Origin of the sequence: Sphingopyxis sp. Root1497 (genome assembly GCF_001427085.1) — a bacterium.
In the GTDB taxonomy this organism is placed as follows: Bacteria; Pseudomonadota; Alphaproteobacteria; order Sphingomonadales; family Sphingomonadaceae; genus Sphingopyxis.
Genome location: NZ_LMGF01000001.1, coordinates 511,005 through 530,268 on the forward strand (window position 1 = coordinate 511,005; position 19,264 = coordinate 530,268).

The following is a 19,264-nucleotide window of genomic DNA, read 5'->3' on the forward strand; positions in this document are numbered from 1 at the left end:
CGCAATACATTTGCAACAAAATGGATGCGATGCCCGACGGGCGTTGATTCAGGCTGCGGCGCCCGCGAGATTGCCTTCGCGGATGGCGGCGAGCAGAAAGCGCGGCGCGTTGGCATCACCCACCAGCGATACCGCGACGCCGCTCTCCTGCAGCGCCTCGGCCAGGTCACGGCTCGGCCGGTTGCGCGAGACGAAGACGACCGTGTCGGCGGGCACGCTGAGCGTCGCGTTGCTGTTCGCGGGCAGGAAGGTCGGCGCGATCACGACATGGTCGGGGCCGATCGACAGCGCGCGCATCCGCGTGTGGAGCGTGAACTTGCCTTCGTGCAGCCGGCGCAGCGCGGGCTCGGTCATCAAGGCGCTTTCGACCAGCGGGGCGAAGGAAATATGCCGCGTGATAAAGGTGACCTCGGCGCCGCGTTCGGCGAGATATTCGGCGCAGGCGATCGCTTCATAATGGCCGCTGTCGTCGATCACGACCGCCGACTTTCCGGGGACGCGGTTGGGCGACAGGAACAGGTCGTTCGACGACAGCACATGCGGCTGCGCGAAGCCCGTAATCGGCTCGCCCGGATTGGACAGCTGGATGCCGTCCATGCGCGGCATCGAACCCGTGGCGAGGATGACCTTGTCGGGCGCTTCGGCGAGAATGTCGTCGATATCGAGATAGCTGCTGGTGCGGACGTCGACGCCAAGGCGATAGACCTCGTCCTGCAGCCAGACGAGGATGTCGCGGATGCTGGCGCGCGTCCGGGCGATGGCGGCGAGCTTAGCGCTACCGCCGAGGTCGGACTCGGCTTCGGCGAGCACGACCTGATGTCCGCGCAGCGCCGCAACGCGGGCGGCCTCCATCCCGGCGGGGCCGCCGCCGATGATCAGGATCTTCGCCGGCTGGTCGGCCGGCGCTAGCCGGTCGTCGCCCATCTTGAGCTCATAGCCCACCGCCGGATTGACGACACAGCCCATGCGGTTCGGGGGCGCCTGCAACTGGCCGATGCAGCCCTGGTTGCACCCAATGCACGGGCGGACCTGCTCGGGATGGCCGGCGAGCGTCTTTTCGACGAGATCCGGGTCGGCGATCGTCGCACGGACCATCGCGACCATGTCGCCGTCGCCGGCGCGGATCGCCTGATCGGCCTCCTCGAGCGTGCGGTATCGCCCGACGACCATCGTCGGCACCGTCAGCTGCGAGGTGATCGGGGTGGTGACGGGCATCTCGAACCCCATGGGTTCGTGCATCCCGCCGATCGTCTTGTCCATCGTCTGGAAGGTGCCCGACGAGATGCTGACATAATCGACGAGGCCCGCCGCCTCGGCCATTTGCGCGACCGCCAGATTATCCTCGACGCCGACCCCGCCCTCCAGCATGTCGGGCGACAGGCGGATGCCGACGACGAAACCGGCGCCGACGCTGGCGCGGATCGCGGCGAGCGCCTCCATCGTGAAGCGCGCGCGATTTTCGAGCGATCCGCCATAATCGTCGGTGCGGTCATTGGCATAGGTCGACAGGAATTGCTGCGGCAGGAAACCGTGGCCGCAATGGAATTCGACCCCCTCGCAGCCCCATTGTTCGAGCTTCGCCGATGCCGCCGCATAGGCGCCGACCATAGAGTCGATCATCGTCTTGGTCATCGGCACGGGGGCAACGCCGCTGGTCACGCCCGGCTGGTCGCACGGCGCCCAAGGCGGCGATCCGTCGAGCGTGCGGCCATGCTGGCCGGCGTGGAACAACTGCTGGAACACGCGCATGCCGTGCGGGCGCAGCCGGTCCATCATGCGCGGATATTTTTCGGCGAGCGACGGGTCGATCATGTTGAGCGCCGCGAGCGACGAAGGATGCACCGACATCGCCTCGATCACGCTCAAGCCGACCCCGCCGCGCGCGCGCGCCTCGTGATAGGCGACCAGGTCGTCGCTCAGCGTGCCGCCGCCGATGGCGGTGGTGTGCGCCGAGCGAAAGACGCGGTTCTTGATCTCGACCGTGCCGATGCGGATCGGCGTCATAATATGCGTGAGGGCCATGGCTTTTCCGCTCCGTTCGATCAGGATGCCGGGTCGATGGCGACGATCATCTTCCCTCTGTTCTGGCCCGCGAAGAGCGACACGAAGGCGTGCGGGGCATTGTCGAGTCCGTCGACCACCGTTTCCTCCCACACTAGCTCGCCCGCCGCGAGGCGCCGCGCGAGATCGCCAAAGGCCTCCTTGCCGCGGTCGAACCACATGCCGACGTTGAGCCCGACGATCGTGATCCCCTTTTCGGAGATTTTGAAGAACTCGCCTGGACCCGCGCAATAATTGGGGGTGTTGTATTGCGAGATGGCGCCGCACACGACGATGCGCCCCTTGGGCTTCATCGCGGTGATCGCAGCATCGAGCGTCGGGCCCCCGACATTGTCGAAATAATGGTCGATTCCGGCGGGACATTGCTTCGCCAGAAACGCCGTAAGGTCGGTGGTGGCATAATTGGCCACCGCATCAAGGTGCAGCACGTCCTTGAGCCAGGCAACCTTCTCGTCGGTGCCGGCGGTGGCGACTACGCGGCAGCCGCGCCGTTTGGCAAGCTGCGCCGCGACCGAGCCGACCGCGCCCGCGGCGCCAGAAACGAAGACGGTCTCGCCGGCCTTGGGCTCCAATATATATTCGATCCCCGCATAGGCGGTGAGCCCTGTCAGCCCCAACAGGCCGAGATACCAACTCGGGCGCCCGACGTCCGCCGCGACCGGCTGGACCGCGGCGGCATCGGCGACGAAGCGGTCGCGCCAGCCGAACTGGCTGGTCACCATCGTCCCGACGGGCAGCGCGGGAACACGCGACGCCTCGACGATGCCGACCGCGCCCCCGGTCATCGCCTCGCCGACCGGCTTGGCGGCGCTGACCCCGTTCCGGTCGCTGAGCGCGAGGCGCATATAGGGGTCGACGCTGATGTAGCGATTGCGCACCCGCACCTGGCCTTCGCCCGGTTCGGGCAGCGGGCGTTCCTCGACCGCGAAATCGTCGACCGAAATATCCGCTCCCGGCCGCCGGGCCAGAACAACCATCCGCGCCTTTTCGTTCATCATATCATCCCGATCGATATTGGATGGCCCGCGCCAGGGGGCGCAGCGCCGATTGCCTTGTGCGGCGTCAGACGTCCCAGGCGACCGGCAGCTCGCCGATGCCGTTGAAGATCGGGATGCGGTGATCCTTCTTCATCGGGCCGTCGAAGCGCAAATTTGGAAGCCGTTCGAGGATGGTTTCGAGGAACAGCCGCGCCTCGATCCGCGACAGCGGCGCGCCGCGGCAGATGTGGATGCCATAGCCGAAGGCGAGATGCTTGCGGACGTCGGCGAGATCGCGGTCGAGGTCGAATTTTTCGGGGTTGGGGAACACTGTCGGGTCGAGGTTGGCGGCCGCCCACATCATCATCACCTTGGTGTCGGGCTGGATGGTCAGCGGTCCGACGGTGACTTCCTCATTATTGGTGCGGAACAGCCCATGGAGCGGTGATTCGACGCGCAGCGACTCCTCGATCGCGAGCGGGACGAGATCGGGATTCGCCTTCAGCTTCGCGAACTGCTCAGGCGAGCTCAGCAACTGATAGAGCAGGCCCGACAGCAGGATCGTCGTGGTGCCGCTGCCCGCGGCGAGCAGGAAGTTGCAGAAGGCGAGAATCTTGTCGTCGGTGAGCCGGCGGCCTTCGATTTCGGTGGTGATGAAGCGGGTGAGCAGATTGTCGTCCGCCTGCGCTTCGCCCGACGCCAGCTTGCGCTTCACATCGGCCAGATGGTCCGACAGGAAGCTGTCGGCAAAGGCGTTGCGCGACGGCGGGCGCACCGGATTGGGCGCCAGCATCTGGCCGATCGAGCCGACGAAGCCCTCGCGATAGGCGTCGATCCCCTCATCGTCGATCGCCTTGCCGAACATGGCGAAAATCACCCAAAGCGGCAGTGGCTCCGAAATTTCCTTGTGAATGTCGCAGCGGCCGTTGGCGATGAAGCTGTCGATGCGCTCGTTGAGGAACGCCTTGATGCCGGGGATAAAGGATTCGAAATAGACCTTAGAAAAGGCCTTGCCGACCAGCCGCGCCTCGAACGTATGTTCGGGCGGGTCGACGCTGACGAGGACGCCGGGGGTCTCGGGCGACTGATATTGCAGCGCGGGGCCGAGCTTGCTGCTCCACAGCTTGGTATTGGTGCAGGCTTTGACGATGTCCTGATGCTTGCCGATCGCGTAGAAATCGCCGGCCGAGGAATGCGCATAGGGGCATCCGCTCGCGTGCATCTGGGTATAGATGTCCTTGAAATTCTCGGCGAACGCCTCCGAATTCATGTCGACTTCGACGACGCCGTCGACCTGACAGGTTCTCGCCTCGCTCATTATGCTCGCTCTCCCTTTGTCGAAGGTTTCCGCCTTCGCACATCGCGTCTTTGCGCCCGCCAAAACTATCACGCGCTTCATTCTTGTCAAGGCGGCGCATGGCGCTTTCCCGACCCGCGGCGCGGAAGCAGCTTTCGGAAAAATGCAGGAAAAATCGCAGATTGAACGTACAATGCGCGGGTAAACGCGACGCCGGTCGGCGCCTTGCCGCTTCAGCTTTGCGCAGCGGACGGCTTGCGCGCCCGAAAAAAATATATCATACACTACTTTTGTCGGAAGGCATCGCAAATATGCGGGCCGGGCTGGCGGGGCACGCGGTCGCCGCGCTGTCCGCGGCAGCCGAGCATGTCGGGAGAGACGCATGAATTTCGAGCAATGCCGGCCACTGGTCACCGGCTCGTCGCGCGGTATCGGACGCGCCTTTGTCGATGCATTTCTCGATGCGGGCGTGCCGAAACTTTACGCCGGCGTTCGGAACGCGGAAGCGGCGGCGGCCGTCGCCGCGATCGACCCGCGCGTTCACCCCGTGGTCGTCGATACGACCCGGCCCGAGCAGGTCGAGCAGGCGGCGCGCCAGGCCGGCGACGTCACCGTGCTGGTGAACAATGCGGGCGTTCTCCATTATGCCGGCTTCCTGAGCGCGCCCGACCTCGACCAGGCGCGGCACGAGATGGAGGTCAATTATTTCGGCCCGCTCGCGATGGCGCGCGCGTTCGCACCCGCGCTGATCCGGTCGAAGGGCACGATCGTCAACATCCTGTCGATCGCCGCGCTCACCTATATGCCGCTTGTGGGTAGCTATAATGCGTCGAAGGCGGCGGCGCGTTCGATGACGCAAGGGCTGCGCGTCGATTTCGCCGGAGAGGGGGTCGCGGTCATGGCGGTCTATGCCGGCGGCTACGACACCGGGATGCATCTCGAAACCACCGACAAGACGCAGCTCAATCCGCCAAGCGTGCTGACCGGGGCGGTGCTCGACGCGTTGGCGAAGGGCGGGGTCGACGAACTTTTCCCCGACGCTGCGGCGCGCGGGCTGGCGCAGCGGTTGGGGCTGATCGCGGCCGCCTGAGAGTCATCGCGGACGGGAGGAACGGCAATGGCGGCTTTTGAGGGGCAGGTCGTGCTGGTTTCCGGCGGTGCGACCGGGCTGGGCGCGGCGACGGCGACTCTCGCGGCCGAGGCCGGTGCGCGCGTCGCGATCTTCGACGTCAACGAAGCCGACGGCCTGGCCGTCGCGCGCGCGACGGGTGGACGCTTCTGGCACGTCGATGTGGGTTCCGCCGACGAATGGACGGCGGCGGTCGCGGCGGTGACCGCCGAGCTGGGGCCGATCGGCTTTGCGCATCTGAACGCCGGCATCATGACCCGCCCGCTCGACGTGGCGCTGTCGGTGCCGCCGATCGAGGATTTCGCGCTCGGGCGCTACGAGGCGCTGCGCCGCGTCAATATCGACGGCGTGGTGTTCGGGTTGCAGGCGCTGCTGCCCGGCATGGCGCGGCGCGGCGGCGGGGCGATCACGATCACCAGTTCGATGGGCGGTCTGGCGCCGATCCCCTTCGACCCGATCTATTCGCTGACCAAACATGCGTTGGTCGGGCTGGTGCGCAGCCTGGGCGCGGCGCATCCGTCGGGGCCCGTGCGCATCAACGCCATCTGCCCCGGCGGCTTTACGAGCGATCTGTTCCCGCCGCAACTGCACGCGCCCGACAGCCTCACGCCGCAGGACGTGGCGATCGAGGTGCTCGATCTGCTCGCCAGCGGGGCGACCGGAGAAACGCGGCTGATGCTGAAGAAAGGCGTGCCGGCGCAGGCTGTGTCGCCGTCGCTCGGGCAATAGTCACTTAAGCTTTCGACAATGGCCGGAGCCTTGCCCGGGCGCGGGGTGGGCGTGTGCCGATACGCGGGCCGCGCCGGCCGGCGCCTCGCCGCCGCGCCGCCAAAGAAAAAGGCGCCTCCCGAAGGAGGCGCCGAGTTTGCCCTAGAGAGTTGCCCGGGGTTTCTGTCAGAAGCGGAAGGTCGCTTGCAGCGTCACCAGCCGCGGGACCGGCGAGTCCGCCATGATGTCGCCGGCGGTGCCGAGCGGCTTGTCGGTCGTCGCCGGCGGATGCCAATTGCTGTCGAACAGGTTGGTCGCGATCAGCGCGAACTGCCAGCTGTCGTCGAGCCGGCTGAGGCGCAGCGACGCATTGACGATCTCGTGCGATTCCTGACCCGGCGAATAGGGAATCTGCCAAGCGGGGGTCTTGTTGTAGATATAGCCGTCTACGGTGAAACCGACCGCCCAGTCGCTGCTGATCGGGGTTTCATAGCTGACCCCGACGATCGCCTGGAACGGCGCGGGGCCATAGCGCAGGCCCGTCATGTAGCGCGCCTTGCCGGTGCCGACCCCGGTCGAATAGCAGGCGCCGGGGGTCTTCGTCGTTCCGGGCGCCGCGACCGGAAGCACCGTCTGTCCGGCATAGCATTGCGCGCCGTCGAAATCGGTGAACTTGAGGTCGGCATAGGAGGCCGCGAGACGCAGCGTCAGGTCCTGCGACGCGCGGAAGCGGATCTGGCCCTCGATTCCCTGGTTGCGCGACCCGCCGGCATTCTGGGTGAAGAAGGACGTCGTTGTCGCATCGAAGGTCTGCACCTGCAGCCCGTCATAATTGTAGCGATAGGCCGTGAGGTCGCCGGTGAGCTTTCCGCCGAGCAGCGACGCCTTGATCCCGACTTCGCCGCCCTCGACGGTTTCCTCGTCGAACAGGAACGGACGGTTCGGGTCGGGGAGCGTCGAATAATTGGCGACGGTCGACGGGTTCGATGCGCCGCCTGACAGATAGCCGGTCTTGTAGGCGCCATAGATGGTGACGTCGGGGGTCACCTTCCAGGTCAGCGTCGCTTCGGGCGACACATTCTCGCCCTCGAACTCGGGCTTGTAGCGGAAGCCGACGGGCGAGAAGGACGGCAGGCGGTTGAAGATGTTGCCGATATTCGTCGACTTTTCTTCGCGCGTCCAGCGGGCGCCGCCGGCAAGCTCGAGATTGTCGAGGATCGACCAGCGAAGCTGGGCAAAGGCCGAATAGGTCTTGCCGCGGCTCTGGCCGGTCGAGATCAGCGTGTCGTAGATGCCGTTGAACTCGCCGGGGCCGGTGAACGGGCCCAGCGCCGCGATCTTGGTGCCTGCGACATATTGCCGCCGTTCGTTCTGGTAAAAGAGACCCGCCGAGAAGTTGATCGGTCCGTCATAGTTGGAGACCGCACGGAATTCCTGCGAGAACTGCCAGCCCTTGTCGCGCTGCGTGTTCGTCGCCTGGCCAAAGACCGTATAATCGAAATTGTCGAACGCGCTGTTCTTATAGTCATAATAGCCGGTCACCGAGGTGAGGTCGATCGCGCCGACCGCGAGGTCGAGCGTCAGCGACGACAGCGACACGCGCGTCTTGCTGAACGGCTTTCCGTCCTCGGGGCCGTTGTAGAGGTTGCGCGTCACCTGCAGTGGCGGCAATCCGTTCGACGTCACATTGTTGGCGACGCAGTCTCCGAACGGATCGCGGATGCCATAGGAGGTCGGCGCCGTGCCGCCGCAGTGGACGACCTCGCGCGTGCCCGATCCGCCACGGTTGCGTTCGGTCGAATAGAGCGACCGCAGCGTGACGGTGAAATTATCGGAGGGCTTCCACAGCGCGGTTCCGCGCACCGCGCTCGACTTGGTGCCGGGTCCCCATTCATATCCCGACCCCGGCAGGATCAGGCCTGCTTCGGCGGGGAACGGATCGGCGATCGGTTCGCCGACATAGCGCAGATAGCCGTCCTGCATCCGGCTGACGCGCCCTGCGACGCGCACCGCGAAATTGTCGCCGACGGGCAGCGTGAGCGCGCCTTCGATCGACGGCGTATTGGTCTTGAACTGATATTGCGCGGTTGCATAACCCTCGATCTCGCCGCCCAGCTTGGGCGTCGCACTGAGAATCGACACGACCCCCGCCGGGCTGTTGCGGCCGAAGAACAGCGCTTGCGGCCCCTTCAGTACTTCGATCCGTTCGAGGTCGAACTGCGCCATGGTGACGACGCGGCCGCGCGTGAGCTGGACGCCGTCGAAGTTCATTGCGACGGGCTGTTCGTTGCCGAGGTCGTTGGCGAGGTTGCCGACGCCGCGGATCGAAAAGCTGCCGCCGCTCGATGACGAGGGGGTGCGGGTCAGCTGGACGCCGACCACCTGATTGGCGATTTCGGAAAGGTCGCTGGTCGCATAGCGCTGCAGCGCCTCGCTCGACAGCGTGGCGGCCGCGACGGGGACGTCGATTAGCCGTTCCTGCGTCCGGCGCGCGGTGACGATGATCTCGTCGTCGCCTGCGGCACTGCGCTGGGCGGGCGCGGGCTTCGGCTCGCTATCCTGCGCCTGCGCGGCGACGGGACAGAGCGTTGCGATGGCGAGCAGCGAAGCGCCCCAGCCAAGCTTCCATTTCGACGCCCTGTCCATGGCGCCAGACAGATTTGACGGATTCGTCATGAATTGATCCTCCCTCTCCCAGTGCATCTTGCGTGCATCGCCTCCTAAATGGAGGACGTGTTATACAAATAGATGGTTGGATCGATTGTCAAGAGCGGAATCTCGGGAAATTATGCAATAAATCCACGAAAACCGGGATTATTGAGAAATTATAACGATATGTATTTCGTGCGAAACATGCGGTCGCGAAGGCCGTGCGGGCGAGGGAGGCGGAGGGAGGGCGTGGGCGGGTGGCCAACCCTCTCCACAGCCGGCTAGCGCTGCTCTTCGGGGATCGACAGGACCAGCCCGTCCATGCGGTCGGTCACCTTGACCTGGCATGACAAACGGCTGTTCTCGCGAACCTCGTTCGCGAGGTCGAGCATCGCTTCCTCAATGTCGGTGCGGGACCCCGCCGCCTCTATCCAGTCGGCGTCCACATAGATGTGGCAGGTGGCGCAGGCGCACACGCCGCCGCAATCGGCCTCGATGCCGTTGACGCCATTGTTGATCGCGCCCTCCATCAGCGAAAGGCCGGCTTTGACGTCGACGATACGTTCGGAGCCGTCGGGTTCGATATAGGTGATTGTGGCCATGTATGATCCGTTGTTTCTGCTTCGTGACTGTGCGGGCCGGGTGGCGGTCAGGTCCGCCCGCGCCCGCGGTCGCTTCATTGCGCCAGCGGCTCGTTGTGGACCACGACGGCCTCGCCCGAAACGCTGTCGTCCTCGATGATCCGCCGCACTTCTTCAGCGATTTCCTCGGGCTGCAGCAGGCGGATTGATTCGAGGATCGGCTGGAGCCAGTCGGCGTCCTTGGCGACGATCGGCGTGTCGGTTACGGCGGGGCAGAGCGGGATCACGCGAATCCCGAACTCGGCGTGCAGCGGCTTGCACGATTCCGAATAGGCGAGAATACCCCGCTTGGACGCGGCATAGGCGGGGTCCTTGGGAAGCGGGCCGAGCGCCGCGGTCGAGGCGGTGTTGATAATCACCCCTGGGACGGACCGGGCGCGCAGGAAGCCGACGCCCATCTTCGTGCCGATCATCATCGCGATCAGGTTGATCTGCATCGCCGCGATCATGCGGTCGATATTATCGTCGGGAAAATCGGGCGGCCCGCCCATGATGCCGGCATTGTTGTGGATGATGTCGAGGCCGCCCGACTGCTCCTCGGCGCGTGCGTACATCGCGATCGCCGCGGCGGAATCCGACAGGTCGACCGTCTCGGTCAGCGCTTCGGCGCCAAGGCTGGCGACCTCGGCGGCGACGGCGGCAAGGCCCTTTGCGTCGATGTCGGCGAGGACGATCGTGCGCGCGCCATTGCGGGCGAGCATCAGCGCGCAGGCGCGCCCGATGCCGCCGCTCGCCCCGGTGACCAATGCGCGCTTTCCCCGAATGTCCATGTATCTCTCCCGAACGCGCCGTTGTTGTCAGGAAGGGTGCGGTCCGTCAGTTGCGGCCCAGTCTTCCACTTCGGATATTTCTATATCGCGTGCTAATATCATTTGATCCGTCGAGGCAAGTGGAAACACATGCACCCCGGCGCGGTTATTTCAGCGGCTCCACTACCACCAGCCCGCCGCCCGCGATGCGCCCGCCCTCCATCTCCATCACCGCCTCGTTGATCTGCTCGATGGTGTAGCGCTTGCCGATCGCGACTCCGGGGCTGAAGCGCCCGGACGCCATCCACTCGGTCAGCGCGGCGATCGCGCGGTCGCGATCGAGCGGTTGGGCGTGTGCATCGGTCCAGGTGATCGCGGGGTCGAGCGCGCCGGGGTCAGGCGAAATCTCTTCGCGGCAGTCGAGGCCGCGCCGCGCGCCGGCCGCGCCGAGGTTGGCGCCTGCGGCGAGGCATGAATCCGCGCCCGCGGCGGCGGCGGCGGCATGGGCGTGGCCGGGAGCCAGCGCGATCACGGTCGTGACCCCGGCGGCGCGCAGCGCGGCGATCGTCGCGAGCGCCAGCCCGCCGCCTCCGGCGACGACGATGGGTTCACCGGCTCCGGATTTGACGGCCTGCGCCGCGAGCGTGGCGGCGACGAGCGCCGTCGCGCCGAGCAGGCCAAGGCTGTCGCGGTCGGTGACGATGTCGCGCGGAAAGGCCGCGACATATTTTTCGTCGACCAGCGCGTTGGTTGTCCAGGTCGAGACCGGGCGTCCGGCCTCTGCCGCGCTGTCATCGGATGCTGTCCCGATGACGACCTGATCGCCGACTTTCACCCGCGTCACCGCCTCGCCGATCGCGGTGACGACCCCGGCGCCCTCGAGCCCCGGCACCAGCGGCTGCCAGCCGGGCTCGTCGGACCGCGCGAGCAGCGCGACGTCGGCGGGCGCGATCGCCGCAGCGAACATCTCGATCGCGACCTGGTGCCCCGTCGGCGCTGGAACCTCGACCTCCTCGATCGCCAGGAATCCGAAGGGTTGTAGCACCGCCATGCGCCCGAGCGTCATCAGTCCGCCTCCACGAAACCGTCGAGCAATTGTCGGACGCGCAGCCGTTCGGGGATGCGCTCAATGCCGATGATCCGGTCGAGTACTTCGGCCGAATTATAGAGGCGGCGTTCGTTGTAGCCGATGCGCAGGCCCGGCAGCCCGGGCGAAGAGAGCGACAGGAACATCGGCTCCATGTTGCGGACATCCTCTTCCATGATCGTCATCGGCGTCTGCAGCACCGTCTGCCGCATCTGGTCGATCGCGGGGGTGTCCTCGCCCCAGTCGGGCACGAACGAGGTCCATTCGAAGAAGGTATGCGCGGGATCGACCGGCCAGGCGGCGAGGATCGGGAGTCCGCGTGCCGAGGTCGGCGTCGTGAGATTGGGGAAGAGGCTGTAGGTCAGGACCGCGCCGTTGACGATCGACTGCACCGTCGTGATCAGCGGCGTACCGGTGCCGATCAGCGATTCGCGCGCGCTGTCCGCCGCAGTTTCCCAGTCGGTCGGGCCCGCCATGCCCATCATTTCCTGCTGCCGCTTGGCAAAGGGGGTGACCATGCGCGAATGGCCGTGCGGGAACATCGCGTGGGTCACGCCGCGCTGGTCGAGCGAGACGACGCCGTCGTGATGATGGATGTGCTTGAAGTGATAGACCTCCTGAAACGCTTCGGTCGCGACCTTCCAGTTGGTCCGCAGCAGCACGGTGGCGCGCGAGAACATCCGGAGTTTCGCGCCCTCATATTGCGCCATCTGCGGCACGACCGGACCCAGCCATTCGGGCAGCGGGATCGCGTCGGGATCGCGATTGACGAAGACGAAGCCGTCCCAGACGTCGCAGCGATATTCGGTGAGCTGGCGCTGCGCGTGCGGCACGCTTTCGAGCGTCTGGCCGGTGGGCACCGCGACGAGCCGTCCGTCGAGGTCGTAGGTCCAGCCCTTGCGTTGGCATTGCAGGACACCGCCGGGCAGGTCGAAGTCGGGGAATTCGACCTGCATGAACATCCGCCCCGGCGCGTCGAAGGACATTTCATGCTGGTGCGCCCCCGGATCGGTCAGCGGCACCAGCGGCGCGTCGTTGGGACTCTGGTTGAGGAAGGCGCGGATTCGCCCCGCGGTGTCGCGGACGAGGACGATCGACGGCCCGCTATAGTCCCAGAGCTGATAGCTTGCCGGGCGCGGCAGTTGCTCGGCGCGGCCCGCATAGAGCCAGGTTCGCGCCCACATATGCTCCTGCTCGAGGTCGAAGAAGAGCTGTTCGGTGTAGCGCCCCGCCGGAATCACGGGCAGCTCGGGGAAGCCTTCGGGCAGTCCTTCGCGGTCGAACTCGGCCAGGATATTGCCCTTGATCCGGTCCATGAGCGCCTGATCCATCGTCTCTGCTCCTCGCCCTGCTGTTCTGCGCCGCCGAAATCGCGTCCGGTGCGCCATGTTTTCGCGATCACTATATGAAAAGGGGAATGCGTGCTAGAGTTTGTTCGGAGAATGCGATACGGCTGGTGCGAAAAGAGCAGCCGTCGCTGTCGTTCGGGAGATGATCATTGTCGTTGACGCTGCCTGCCGCGCCCCTGGAAGACGCAGCTCTTTCCGGGAATTTCGAAGGCGGGGCCGACCTTTACGAACGCGAACTCAAGCAGATTTTTGCCCGATTCTGGATGCCCGTCGGCCGCGCCGAGGAACTGGCCGAAGTCGGCGGCTACTTCACTTGGGACCGCACCCGCATCCCGACGGTCATGGTGCGGTCTGTCGACCAGCGGATCAGGGGCTATTACAACAGCTGCCGGCACCGCGGTGCGCCCGTGGTGCGGACTCCGACCGGACGCGCGCGCGCCTTTCGCTGCCAATATCATAGCTGGACCTACGACACCTTCGGCAAGCTGATGGCGATCCCCGACGAGCGCGACTTCGGCAATATCGATCGCTGCGCGCATTCGCTGGTGCCGCTGCGGCTCGCCGAGCTCGGCGGCTGGCTATGGATCGACCAGAGCGGCGAGGCGCCCGACCTAGAAGGCGCGCTCGGAGCCCTGCACCCGTGGATCGAAGCGCGCACGCACTACCGGCTGGCCGGACGCCGGACGCGCGTGGTCGATGCCAACTGGAAACGCGTTGTCGCGCATCTGGGCGCGCGCGTCGCAGGCGCGCAGGCGCATTTCCCGAATGTCTGCTTCGTCGAAGCCGGGGGCGAACTGAGCATGATGGCCGCCTGGCCGCGCGACGAGCAGACGACCGAGGTCGAACTGGTCCTGTGCGCCGCGCCTGATGCCGCGGAGCCCTCGTCCGACGCGCTCGATCAGCGGCTCGACGAGATGCTGGCGGCGTTTGCGCCGGGGCGCGCGGCTGCGGAGGGGGCGCTGTCGGGCGATTTCGCAGGCGCCTGGTCGCGCGCGCTGGCGCCCGAGGCCTAGGGCGGGGCAACGGCCTTGGCGAGCGACGCTCCGGGCGGTCCGCCGCTGCGCGCCATGATGAAATTCTGGCCCGGCGCCGCGGTGCCCGCCTTGCCCGCGGGCGCCATCGCGGCGGGCGGCGCGGCCTTCGACTGGGTGGTCGATCTGTCGGCGGCCTTGACGCCGGGCGATGCCGCTGCGGACCTGCTCGCGCTGCTGTCGGGGGCCGAGGCCGCGCCGTCGCCGTCCGTGCGGCGGGTCCGCGACCACGCGGACCACGCGCCCGACGACCTGCCGCTGTGTCCGCCGCTGTCGCTCTGGCGCGCGCGCGACGGCTGGCTGCTCGTCCATACCGCGACGCGCGAAAGCTGGCGCAATTTCTGCGCCACCTTCCTCAACCGTTCGGCCTATCGCGATGTCGCGCCCGAGTGCGCCTGGTCCGACGCGGAGATCAACCGGCTCGCGACGATCATCCTCGACACGCACAAGGCCGACGACGTGGTCGGAACCTGCCTGACCTATCAGGTCCCCGCCGCCGCCGTTCCCGGGTGGCACGACCGCGATCGCGGCGGCGAGGGCAGGACGCTTGCCGAACAACTCGCCTGGGCGGCGCTGGGGCCGTCCTGTCCAGCCACAGAAGAAAGGGATGCCAGATGAGCGATGACCGGAGTTTCGAGGGCAAGACGCTGCTGATCACCGGCGCCAACCGCGGATTGGGGGCGGCACTGGTCGAGGCAGCCTTCGCGCGGGGGGCGGCCAAAATCTATTGCGGCGCGCGCGACGTCGCGCGCTTCGGATCGGCGCTCGATCCTTTTGGCGGCCGCGCGGTTCCGGTCGCGCTCGACGTGACGGACGACGCGCAGGTCGCCGTCGCTGCGAAGCTCGGCGACATCGACATTGTGATCAGCAATGCGGGCGTGACGCATATGGTGCCGCTGCTCGAAACGACGCTCGACGGCGCGCGCGCGACGATGGAGACCAACTTCTTCGGGCCGCTGCGGCTAGTCTATGCCTTCGGTCCGCAACTCGAAGCGCGCGGCGGCGGCTTCATTTCGATACTGTCGCTCGCCGCGCTCGTTCCTGCGCATGGCGCCGAGCTGTACAGCGCCAGCAAGGCCGCCGGCACGATGCTGGGCCATGCGGTGCGCGGGGCGATGCCCAATGTCGCGGTCTCGCTCGCCTATCCGGGGCTGATGGACACCGACATGATGCGCAGTACCGACTTCGCGAAAACCTCGCCGCAGGAGATCGCGGCGAACATCCTCGACGGCTGGGCGAGCGGCGAAACCGCGCTGTTCCCCGACCTCCATTCGCAATATCTGCGCGACGCGTTCGTCGCCCGCCCGGCCGAAGTGCTGACCGACCCCTATGCGTTGATGCGCGATGCGCTGCTCCGCTATCTGGAAGCGAAGAGCTAGGCCGTCGCCCATTCCTCGGGCGCTTCGATCACCTCGCGCAGTTGCTGGAGCCAGCGCGCGCCGGTCGCGCCGTCGACGACGCGATGATCGCAGGTGAGCGTGGGCGCGATCACCGTCGCGACATAGGGCGCGCCGTCCACCACGCGATACTCCTCGAAGGCGGCGCCGACCGACAGGATGCACGCCTGCGGCGGATTGATGATCGAGGTGAATTCGGTGACGCCGAACATGCCGAGGTTGGAAATGGTCATCGTGCCGCCCGAATATTCCTCGGGCAACAGCCGCTTGCGGCGCGCGCGGGCCGCCATGTCCTTCATTTCGGCCGAGATGTCGGCGACCGATTTTTCCTCCGCCGCGCGGATGATCGGGGTGATCAGCCCGCCTTCGATCGCGACCGCAACCGCGATGTCGGCGTTTGCGTGGAGCAATATGCCCTTCGGATGATAGCTGGCGTTGATCGCGGGGTAGCGGGCGATGGCGATCGCCGCGGCCTTGATGATCAGGTCGTTGAACGAGATCCGGTCGTCGGTGCGGCCGGCGTTGATCGCCGCGCGCACCGCCTGCAGCCGGTCGACCTCGATCTTCGATTTCAGGGAGAAATGGGGCACTTCGCCAAAGGACTCGGTCATCCTTCGCGCCATGGTGCGGCGGATGACGTCGAGCGGCTGGACGATATAGCTGTCATCCAGGATGCCCTGTTTCCGGACCTCTTCAAGCAGCAGCGGATCGGCTTCGATCGATTGGCTCCAGGGCTTGTGGTCCAGCATCTTGGTCTCCCGTCCATATATAATATTGCAATGCGCTATATAATGTTGCGCGGCATGACAAGATGGCGCGCGCGAAACATGATTGAAACGCACTGGCGAACCGTGCGAAATGTCAGGGGTGATCGGCAGCAACGGGCCGTGGCCGCACGATGTGTAAGATTGGCGGGACGGTCCCGGCAGGAGAGAGATTATGGAAGAATCCGTCGCCGGGCGCCCGACCAAATATAAGAGCGACAGCATCATGGAGCGGCGCGAGCGGATACTGCGCGTTGCGCGCAAGATGATCGCCCAGTCGGGCGTCGCGGAACTCAGCGTTCGCGAACTGTGCGCGCGCGCGGGTATCGCGCAGAAGACGCTGTATAATGCGTTTGGCAGCAAGGATCATGTGATCACGCTGGCGGTCACGCAATATACCCAGGAATTCAACAATTCCGTCTATTACAAGTTCCCGCGCAAGACGCTCGAGGGGCAGATCGAGCGGATGATCAAGGTCCATTCGCGCAACACGCAGCTGCGATCCTATACGACCGCGATCATGTCGGTCTATAATTCGGCGCAATCCGACCGCGCGCTGCGCAACGCGGTACGGCTGATGTCGACCAATGCGTATAAGCCCTTCGTCGAGATGCTCGACGAGGAAAAGGGGCTCCAGGCCAAGGTCACGCCCGAGCATATCACCGCCTATCTGACGACGAACACCTATGCGACGCTGACCGACTGGTGCATCGGCGATATCGAGGATCAACTGCTCGTCGAACGGGTTTGCGAGGGCTTTTTGATGATCGTCGCGGCCTCGACGCGCGGCAGGCACAAGGCCGAGGCCGAGCAGTGGCTGCACGACCTCCGGAACAGCCGACCGAGCTGGATGACCTTCCGCAAGATGGCCGAGGTCGAGCCTGGCGAATTGCGCGCCGCCTTCCTCCAGACCCACAAGGCCAAGCAGCAGGGACAGGGTGTCGCCGAGGCGGCGGGCGCGACGGCCGACAAGGCGGCTGGCGGCGACACGGCTGCGACGAAAGCCGGGAAGCGCGGTGCGGCGAAAACCGCGACCACCACCCGCCGGTCCCCTGCGAAAAAGGCGGCGAGCGAGCGTTGAGCCTTGCGATCGTCCGGAGTCGCCGAACGGTGAACAAGCCTCTGGTATAATAATATAGCGTGCGCTAATATTTCTCGAACCGGTCCCGATGGTCCGGGCAAAATCGCACGCGTCCCGGCTGGCGCGCTCCGGCGGAGCGCGCCAGCGGCGAAGAGGGCGCGGCATCGAGGGAGAGAGATATGGGCAGCAATGGCAGGGTTGCGGGCAAGGTTGCGATCGTCACCGGCGCGGCGTCGGGCATCGGGGCGGCGATCGCCGAACGGCTGGGCGAAGAGGGCGCGCGCGTCGTCGTCGCCGACATCGATGTCGAGGCGGGCGAAGCGCTGGCGGCGAAGCTGGGCGAAGGCGGGGTGCAAGCGGTCTTCGAACGGCTCGACGTGACCAGCGAGGCCGATTGGCAGCGCGTCGTCCACGACACGCTCGGCGGCTTTGGCGGGCTCGACATCCTGGTCAATTGCGCCGGGGTCGCGGTTGGCGGCCAGGAGCTGTTGCAGCATGATTTTGCGAACTGGCGGCGCATCCTTGCGATCAACCTCGACGGGGTATTTCTCGGGCTGCGCTATGGCGGCGCGGCGATCGTCGCCAACGGCGGCGGCGCCATCGTCAACATCAGTTCGGTCGCCAGCAAGGCGGCGGTGATCCGCGGTGCAGCCTATTGCGCGTCCAAGGCGGGGGTTGCGCAGCTCACCAAGGTCGCGGCGCTCGAATGGGCACCGCTCGGCGTTCGCGTCAATTCGGTCCACCCGGGCTATGTCGAAACGCCCCTCGTCGCCGAACTGATCCGGCAGGCGCCCGATGCCGATGCGATGCGCGCCGCGGCCATTGCACGGCATCCGATCGGGCGGCTGGGCCTGCCGCGGGAAATCGCGAATGCGGTGCTTTTCCTTGCGAGCGACGAGGCTGGGTTCGCGACCGGCGCCGAGCTGCTGGTCGACGGTGGTTACGTCTTGCCCTGAACCAAAGGCGCGTCGCAATAATTTTATAACATATAATACTATTCACTTTGGCCCGGCGCGATGATAGCGACCGGCCATGTGATTCCCGGTTCAACGAAACCGGGCGGCGGTCGGCCGTGGCGGCGGACCGCGAAGGAGAGGAGAGACTATGGCGCTCGCGTCGCATCGGATGGTCGCAATCGCTGGAGACGGTCTGGCACTCGCCGACGACCGGATTTCGCTGAGCTGGACCGAGCTCGACGCGATGCTGAACCGGGTGGTGAACGGCCTGCTTGCGCACCCGCTGGGACCCGAGCGCCGCGTCGCGGTCTTCGCGGCCAATTCGAGCGAAGCGGTGGTTGCCTATCTGGCCTGCCTGCACGCCGGCGTTTCGGCGGTGCCGGTGAACCCGAACCTCAAGGCCGACGAACTGGCCTATGTCCTCCGCGAATCGGCGGCCGAAATCCTGTTCGTCGGTCCCGAAACGGTGGACCTCGGCGGTGAGGTGGCGTGCGCTGTCGGCGGCGTCGAACTGATCGGCTGGCGGTGCGATGCGAAGGCCGGGGCGACCGCGTGGGAGGCGTGGCTCGCGGCCCAGTCCGACGCGCCGGCGCCCGACGACATGCCGCCGCGCCGTTATCTGCAGTTCACCTCGGGGACGACGGGCTTCCCCAAGGCGATCGATGCGGTCGACACGACGCTGCCGCAGGCCGACACGGTCGCCGGCTTCTTCGCGATGCTGCGCGAGTGGACCGCCGAACGCCCCGAAGGGACGCACCTGTGCCTCGGTCCACTCTACTTCAACGCCTCGCTGACCTCGGTCCGCATCCTCGGCGCCGGCCACCCGCTCGTCGTGATGACCAAATTCGACCCCGAGCGGGCGCTCGAACTCATCGAGCGATATCGCATCGTCACGACGCTGATGGTGCCGACGCATTTCAAACGCCTGCTTTCGCTGCCCGATTCGGTGCGCGCGCGCTTCGATGTCGGCTCGCTCAAGGTGGTGACGCACACTGGCGCGGCGTGCCCGCCCGAGGTCAAGCGCGCGATGATCGACTGGTTCGGCCCCGTCCTCGTCGAGGCCTATGGCGGCACCGAAAGCGGGACGACCAACCTTATCTATTCGGACGAGTGGCTGGCGCATCCGGGATCGGTCGGCAAGACGATCGCACCCTTCGAGCTCGAGATCTACAGCGAGGAGGGCGAGCGGCTCGGTCCCAATGTGCCGGGTCAGATCTTCTTTCGCGACACGCGCGGGCGCGGGATCGTCTATCGCGGCGATCCCGAAAAGACCCGTGCGGCGCACCGCGAACCCGGGGTCTTCACGCTCGGCGACGTCGGCTATTATGACGAGGAGGGTTTCCTCTACATCACCGACCGCGTGTCGGACATGATCGTCAGCGGCGGGG

17 protein-coding genes are annotated in these 19,264 nt (G+C 66.1%); 8 read left to right on the forward strand and 9 right to left on the reverse strand.

All coding sequences use genetic code 11. From position 1 onward, the window contains the following. Positions 1–48: 48 nt before the first annotated feature. The 3 genes from ASD67_RS02385 to ASD67_RS02395 all read right to left on the reverse strand — a co-directional run bounded on the left by ASD67_RS02385 (position 49) and on the right by ASD67_RS02395 (position 4,356). Positions 49–2,022 carry an oxidoreductase gene (locus ASD67_RS02385; protein WP_082544778.1) on the reverse strand — a complete coding sequence of 658 codons (1,974 nt, stop codon included), beginning with the start codon at positions 2,020–2,022 and terminating at the stop codon, positions 49–51. A 20-nt stretch (positions 2,023–2,042) separates the two neighbouring features. Continuing rightward, entirely contained in the window at positions 2,043–3,056 is a 1,014-nt protein-coding gene (locus ASD67_RS02390) for an MDR family NADP-dependent oxidoreductase (RefSeq protein WP_162248528.1), read from the reverse strand. Between the two features lie 67 nt (positions 3,057–3,123). Then, positions 3,124–4,356 (reverse strand): cytochrome P450, encoded by a 1,233-nt coding sequence (locus ASD67_RS02395; protein WP_056342661.1) that lies wholly within the window; start codon positions 4,354–4,356, stop codon positions 3,124–3,126. 361 nt (positions 4,357–4,717) lie between these two features. Here ASD67_RS02395 and ASD67_RS02405 point away from each other — a divergent pair, with 361 nt between their 5' ends. Continuing rightward, positions 4,718–5,425 (forward strand): SDR family NAD(P)-dependent oxidoreductase, encoded by a 708-nt coding sequence (locus ASD67_RS02405; protein WP_056342664.1) that lies wholly within the window; start codon positions 4,718–4,720, stop codon positions 5,423–5,425. Positions 5,426–5,452: 27 nt separating this feature from the next. Continuing rightward, on the forward strand, positions 5,453–6,193 hold the full coding sequence (locus tag ASD67_RS02410; protein WP_056342669.1) for an SDR family NAD(P)-dependent oxidoreductase: 741 nt from the start codon (positions 5,453–5,455) through the stop codon (positions 6,191–6,193). A 165-nt stretch (positions 6,194–6,358) separates the two neighbouring features. On the opposite strand, the gene ASD67_RS02415 is transcribed toward ASD67_RS02410, so the two are convergent. The 5 genes from ASD67_RS02415 to ASD67_RS02435 all read right to left on the reverse strand — a co-directional run bounded on the left by ASD67_RS02415 (position 6,359) and on the right by ASD67_RS02435 (position 12,629). Continuing rightward, positions 6,359–8,848 carry a TonB-dependent receptor gene (locus ASD67_RS02415; protein WP_056342676.1) on the reverse strand — a complete coding sequence of 830 codons (2,490 nt, stop codon included), beginning with the start codon at positions 8,846–8,848 and terminating at the stop codon, positions 6,359–6,361. Positions 8,849–9,102: 254 nt separating this feature from the next. After that, positions 9,103–9,423 (reverse strand): 2Fe-2S iron-sulfur cluster-binding protein, encoded by a 321-nt coding sequence (locus ASD67_RS02420; protein ID WP_056342677.1) that lies wholly within the window; start codon positions 9,421–9,423, stop codon positions 9,103–9,105. 74 nt (positions 9,424–9,497) lie between these two features. Then, the gene (locus ASD67_RS02425) at positions 9,498–10,232 is read right to left on the reverse strand and encodes an SDR family NAD(P)-dependent oxidoreductase (RefSeq protein WP_056342678.1); all 735 of its coding nucleotides are present in this window, start codon (positions 10,230–10,232) and stop codon (positions 9,498–9,500) included. 145 nt (positions 10,233–10,377) lie between these two features. After that, on the reverse strand, positions 10,378–11,277 hold the full coding sequence (locus tag ASD67_RS02430; protein ID WP_056342681.1) for an alcohol dehydrogenase catalytic domain-containing protein: 900 nt from the start codon (positions 11,275–11,277) through the stop codon (positions 10,378–10,380). Continuing rightward, positions 11,277–12,629: an aromatic ring-hydroxylating oxygenase subunit alpha gene (locus ASD67_RS02435; RefSeq protein WP_056342683.1), complete on the reverse strand. Its 1,353-nt coding sequence runs from the start codon at positions 12,627–12,629 to the stop codon at positions 11,277–11,279. Before ASD67_RS02435 ends, ASD67_RS02430 begins: the two co-directional genes overlap by 1 nt. A 167-nt stretch (positions 12,630–12,796) precedes the next feature. Between ASD67_RS02435 and ASD67_RS02440 the strand changes: the two genes are divergently transcribed. Genes ASD67_RS02440 through ASD67_RS02450 form a run of 3 tightly spaced genes read left to right on the forward strand, consistent with a single transcriptional unit; the run spans position 12,797 to position 15,057 of the window. Further along, complete coding sequence (locus tag ASD67_RS02440) at positions 12,797–13,660, forward strand: aromatic ring-hydroxylating oxygenase subunit alpha (RefSeq protein WP_056342686.1); 864 nt, start codon at positions 12,797–12,799, stop codon at positions 13,658–13,660. A gap of 54 nt (positions 13,661–13,714) precedes the next feature. Next, positions 13,715–14,296, forward strand: a complete 582-nt coding sequence (locus tag ASD67_RS02445) for a CoA transferase (RefSeq protein ID WP_056342689.1) — start codon at positions 13,715–13,717, stop codon at positions 14,294–14,296. Then, positions 14,293–15,057 carry an SDR family NAD(P)-dependent oxidoreductase gene (locus tag ASD67_RS02450; protein WP_056342692.1) on the forward strand — a complete coding sequence of 255 codons (765 nt, stop codon included), beginning with the start codon at positions 14,293–14,295 and terminating at the stop codon, positions 15,055–15,057. Before ASD67_RS02445 ends, ASD67_RS02450 begins: the two co-directional genes overlap by 4 nt. Here the strand turns inward: ASD67_RS02450 and ASD67_RS02455 are convergent. Then, complete coding sequence (locus ASD67_RS02455; protein ID WP_056342695.1) at positions 15,054–15,824, reverse strand: 2-oxo acid dehydrogenase subunit E2; 771 nt, start codon at positions 15,822–15,824, stop codon at positions 15,054–15,056. The genes ASD67_RS02450 and ASD67_RS02455 overlap by 4 nt on opposite strands. A 190-nt stretch (positions 15,825–16,014) precedes the next feature. Here ASD67_RS02455 and ASD67_RS02460 point away from each other — a divergent pair, with 190 nt between their 5' ends. The 3 genes from ASD67_RS02460 to ASD67_RS02470 form a co-directional block, all read left to right on the forward strand. Then, entirely contained in the window at positions 16,015–16,920 is a 906-nt protein-coding gene (locus ASD67_RS02460) for a TetR/AcrR family transcriptional regulator (RefSeq protein ID WP_056342699.1), read from the forward strand. A gap of 179 nt (positions 16,921–17,099) precedes the next feature. Beyond that, positions 17,100–17,876 carry an SDR family NAD(P)-dependent oxidoreductase gene (locus ASD67_RS02465; RefSeq protein WP_056342702.1) on the forward strand — a complete coding sequence of 259 codons (777 nt, stop codon included), beginning with the start codon at positions 17,100–17,102 and terminating at the stop codon, positions 17,874–17,876. A gap of 148 nt (positions 17,877–18,024) precedes the next feature. Beyond that, a partial coding sequence (locus ASD67_RS02470) for an AMP-binding protein (RefSeq protein WP_235535534.1) occupies positions 18,025–19,264 on the forward strand: 1,240 nt, incomplete at its 3' end.

Bases quoted from the DNA above. Each gene is read 5' to 3' on its own strand.
- ASD67_RS02385 (WP_082544778.1), bottom strand. From the start codon at position 2,022: ATGGCCCTCACGCATATTATGACGCCGATCCGCATCGGCACGGTCGAG.
- ASD67_RS02390 (WP_162248528.1), bottom strand. From the start codon at position 3,056: ATGAACGAAAAGGCGCGGATGGTTGTTCTGGCCCGGCGGCCGGGAGCG.
- ASD67_RS02395 (WP_056342661.1), bottom strand. From the start codon at position 4,356: ATGAGCGAGGCGAGAACCTGTCAGGTCGACGGCGTCGTCGAAGTCGAC.
- ASD67_RS02405 (WP_056342664.1), top strand. From the start codon at position 4,718: ATGAATTTCGAGCAATGCCGGCCACTGGTCACCGGCTCGTCGCGCGGT.
- ASD67_RS02410 (WP_056342669.1), top strand. From the start codon at position 5,453: ATGGCGGCTTTTGAGGGGCAGGTCGTGCTGGTTTCCGGCGGTGCGACC.
- ASD67_RS02415 (WP_056342676.1), bottom strand. From the start codon at position 8,848: ATGACGAATCCGTCAAATCTGTCTGGCGCCATGGACAGGGCGTCGAAA.
- ASD67_RS02420 (WP_056342677.1), bottom strand. From the start codon at position 9,423: ATGGCCACAATCACCTATATCGAACCCGACGGCTCCGAACGTATCGTC.
- ASD67_RS02425 (WP_056342678.1), bottom strand. From the start codon at position 10,232: ATGGACATTCGGGGAAAGCGCGCATTGGTCACCGGGGCGAGCGGCGGC.
- ASD67_RS02430 (WP_056342681.1), bottom strand. From the start codon at position 11,277: ATGACGCTCGGGCGCATGGCGGTGCTACAACCCTTCGGATTCCTGGCG.
- ASD67_RS02435 (WP_056342683.1), bottom strand. From the start codon at position 12,629: ATGGATCAGGCGCTCATGGACCGGATCAAGGGCAATATCCTGGCCGAG.
- ASD67_RS02445 (WP_056342689.1), top strand. From the start codon at position 13,715: ATGATGAAATTCTGGCCCGGCGCCGCGGTGCCCGCCTTGCCCGCGGGC.
- ASD67_RS02450 (WP_056342692.1), top strand. From the start codon at position 14,293: ATGAGCGATGACCGGAGTTTCGAGGGCAAGACGCTGCTGATCACCGGC.
- ASD67_RS02455 (WP_056342695.1), bottom strand. From the start codon at position 15,824: ATGCTGGACCACAAGCCCTGGAGCCAATCGATCGAAGCCGATCCGCTG.
- ASD67_RS02460 (WP_056342699.1), top strand. From the start codon at position 16,015: ATGGAAGAATCCGTCGCCGGGCGCCCGACCAAATATAAGAGCGACAGC.
- ASD67_RS02465 (WP_056342702.1), top strand. From the start codon at position 17,100: ATGGGCAGCAATGGCAGGGTTGCGGGCAAGGTTGCGATCGTCACCGGC.